The 3,507-nt window shown below is 40.3% G+C and carries 3 protein-coding genes; 1 reads left to right on the top strand and 2 read right to left on the bottom strand.

The genetic code is table 11. The features are described from left to right. On the top strand, window positions 1–1,244 hold a 1,244-nt coding region (locus HCK02_RS13480), incomplete at its 5' end, for a glycoside hydrolase family 3 protein (RefSeq protein WP_167630617.1). Between the two features lie 27 nt (window positions 1,245–1,271). Here HCK02_RS13480 and HCK02_RS13475 read toward each other — a convergent pair. After that, window positions 1,272–2,480 carry an ATP-binding protein gene (locus HCK02_RS13475; RefSeq protein WP_208970485.1) on the bottom strand — a complete coding sequence of 403 codons (1,209 nt, stop codon included), beginning with the start codon at window positions 2,478–2,480 and terminating at the stop codon, window positions 1,272–1,274. Window positions 2,481–2,581: 101 nt separating this feature from the next. Beyond that, complete coding sequence (locus HCK02_RS13470) at window positions 2,582–3,292, bottom strand: LytR/AlgR family response regulator transcription factor (RefSeq protein ID WP_167630615.1); 711 nt, start codon at window positions 3,290–3,292, stop codon at window positions 2,582–2,584. Window positions 3,293–3,507 lie beyond the last annotated feature (215 nt).

The raw sequence follows: 3,507 nt of genomic DNA, 5'->3' as shown, positions 1-3,507 counted from the left end.
AAAGTCCTTTCGACATTTGTGTCTATTTATTTACTAGTATATCAAAAAAGGTGTCTACTTTATTAGGATACATGCAGGCCAACTGGGATAAAACGTTGCCGAAAGAAATGGCCAAACCCAGAATGGCTTCCGAAAAAATGCTACGCGAGCTGAAAAGTTTTGCAGTGAAACCTGATAAAAAAGCCAAGCCGATTAAATTTAAGGATCACGGGTTGTCGCTCTATGACATGAAAGGCTTGTCGTATGAAGATCCGAAGTGGGAGCAATTACTTGAACAACTTTCTGTGAAAGATATGAAAAAATTGATTTCCTTTGGCGGATTCCAGACGATTGCTGTCAATTCGATTAAAAAACCCGCTACGATTGAAAGTGACGGACCTGCAGGCATTAATCAACTCGTGAGTGGGGCGCAAGGGAACCAGTATGCGAGTGAAGTTGTGATGGCTTCCACGTGGAATAAACAATTAGCAGAACAAGTCGGGAAGTCACTTGCGGTCGAGGCAAAAGCATCCAATATCACAGGACTTTATCTTCCAGGTGTCAACATCCACCGCTCTCCATTTGGCGGCAGAAACTTTGAATATTACTCAGAAGATCCGCTGCTTTCAGGTATCATCGGTAAACAAATTGCCGTGGGGGCACAGAAAAAAGGAAGCTATACGTTCATGAAACACTTTGCGATGTATGATGAAGAAACAAAACGCTATGAATTTCCAACCGGAGCCGCGACTTGGTCAACCGAACAATCCATGCGAGAGGTTTATTTGAAGCCGTTTGAAATTGCCGTGAAACAAGGTCATATTACGGGCATCATGTCTTCTTACAATCGTCTCGGAACGAAATGGGTCGGAGTTTCTAAAAACCTATTGCAAAATGTTCTTCGCGATGAATGGGGCTTCCGCGGAAGTGTCATCACGGATTATTATAAACCGCAATACATGAATATTGATGAAGCGTTAGCAGCAGGAAATGACCTTGTTCTGTATATTTTGCCCACGAAGTTGAAAAAAGAAACCCTCGAAACAGATTGGGGTCAACAAAACATGCGGAAAGCGAGCCACAATATTTTATATACCGTTGTAAATAGCCACGCTTATGATGTTGCTGAAAAACATGTGCCAATGTGGATTATTTTGTACATGCTTGGTGATTTGATCTTGCTTGGCTTTATTGGTTACATGATGTATCGCTTGACGGACAGTAAGAAAATACAGCGAAAAAAAGAAGCTAAGCTCAAACAATAAAAAATGAGGTGCTCGCAATCGAGCACCTCATTTTTTTGGAAGTGGCATTAAAATTTTAAGCGTAAACCAATTTTCTTTGTGGTCAATCGTCATGACACCGTGATATTTATTTGCGATATAAGCGATACTTTTCAAGCCATAACCGTGGGCGTCTTGATTCACCTTGGTCGTTTTTGGCATGCCTTCATGAAACGTGAGTTCCGAAGTCGAATAATTATCGACTCGAACCACCAAAAACTGCTCCGATTGCATCACATTTAACTTCACGAGCCGCTTTTCTTGTTCCAGTTGTTGCATCACAGCTTCAATCGCATTGTCGAGGGCATTTCCAAACAAACTACAAATATCCATCGTGCCCATAAACGCCAATAGTTTACCATCTACGAGACAACTAAACGTAATGCCATGACTCAAACAATAAGCATTTTTTTGCGTCAAAATCGTATCCAGAATGGCATTTCCAGTAGAAATACTCGCTTCAAATTTAGCGATGGTCTCGCTCATCTCATCTAAATATTTCTTCCGCGCCGTTTGGTCAGACTCAAACCGAAGTGCATTAATTTGATGCTTCAAATCATGCGTCTTTTGCTGAATCGCTGAGCTGCTTTCTTTGTAGCGGACATACTGATCATATTGCTGCTCAAAAAGGTGATTAACAGCGACCAGTTCCTTTTTCAAAAAGTATTCATAACGTTGCGTTTCTTGAATATAAAGAATACAAATTCCAGTTAAATTAACAAGCGTCCGAATAAAAAACAAAGAAAAACTATCGCCGAACGGGTGACTAGTCGTTGCAAGCCCGAAGCCAATGTTGCTTGTAATAAACACGATTGTAGCGGTCAGCATGCTGATTACAGCATCTTTCCTGCGAAGCTCAAGCGGCTTCCCGCGACCAAGTTTTTGTTCTAGCAAATAAAAAACGCCAAATAAAATCGCATAGACGATCAAAACGAACAAAATGGATAAAACCGAAAAAGATTGTCCCGGTTTCCAAAAAAGTAAATAATAAAGTTGCCAAGAAAGCGCGGCAGTAAACTCAGCCACAATGAAGGCTTTTGCCGTCAAATAGAAGCTTTCCCGAAGCGAAAGCTTGCCCATGATAAAAAGCATGCCAAACATCCAAGCAATATTTAAAAGCATTCCAGGAATCCAAAAAGCAAGAGACCAAGCGCTCACAAGATATTGCAAGAAAATCTGTCCTAAACCGAATAACATCAGCTCAGTGTTCACACGCACTTTGTTTCGCTTCTTTAAAAAAGGAAGCAAAAAAATAAGGCAAGCGAGCCATTCGGAAAGGGCGGTATACAAGCGGGGAATGTTAGGTAAATGATCCACCATCATGCAAGCGTCCCATCACCGAGATAGTTCGTGAGTGCTTCCATAAAAGCTTTTTTGCGAGGACGGCTGATTTGAAGCGTTTCAGAACCAATCGTGAGTCCATTTTTTTCGATACTTTTGACATATTTCAAATTGACCAAATAGTAATTATGACAGCGGAAAAAATGCTCTTCTTTTAAGCGCGCTTCCATATTTTTCATCGATTCAAGAATAGAAAACTGTTCCGCTTTTAAGTGGAAATGTAAATAGTGCCCTTCGCTTTCGATATATAAGATATCATCAAGCAAAACCTTTCGAATGCCGCTTCCCACTTTAACGGGAATCGCTTTTTTGACTTTTGCCGCCAGCTTATTCAGGATTTTTTTAAAGTGTTCCTCGAACTGAAAATAGGTGAGCGGTTTGAGTAAGAAATCAATTGCGCCAACTGAATAGCCTTCAATGGCCCACTGGACATAGTTTGTGACAAATACGATCAAGACTTCTTCATCATGCTCACGAATTCGCTTAGCCGCTTCCATGCCGTTCATGATATCCATTTCGACATCGAGATAAATCACGTCATAGTTGCATTTAAATTGATCCACAATTTCAATTCCATCACGGTAACAATCCACCAAAACCTCAAGCTTCTTTTCAGCAGTGTACGCGTTTAGATAACGCAGCAAAGTTTCTTGATGCAGCACATTATCTTCTACAATGGCAATTCTCATTTTTCCTTCTCCTTTTTGTTGAAATCCTTTCCCAAAACAGAAAATGAATGATTTTATGCAGGATTTGCAGGCCCGATATAAAAGCGCTTGCATTCATGATAGACTAACCTTAGCTTTTAAGCAAGTACGATTTTAAAGAAAGTCTAGTGGTAATAAGTCAAGCTGAACTTTTAAATTATTTTCAAGGAAAAACTAATTTTTGAGCGCACTGAACT

The sequence above is a fragment of the Listeria valentina genome, assembly GCF_011800755.1.
GTDB classification, from domain to species: domain Bacteria; phylum Bacillota; class Bacilli; order Lactobacillales; family Listeriaceae; genus Listeria; species Listeria valentina.
The sequence above is the reverse complement of the archived record's forward strand: the minus strand, read 5'-3'. Positions and strand labels throughout refer to the sequence as shown.

Coding starts and splice junctions, on each gene's coding strand:
- HCK02_RS13470 (WP_167630615.1), bottom strand. CDS start 3,292: ATGAGAATTGCCATTGTAGAAGATAATGTGCTGCATCAAGAAACTTTG.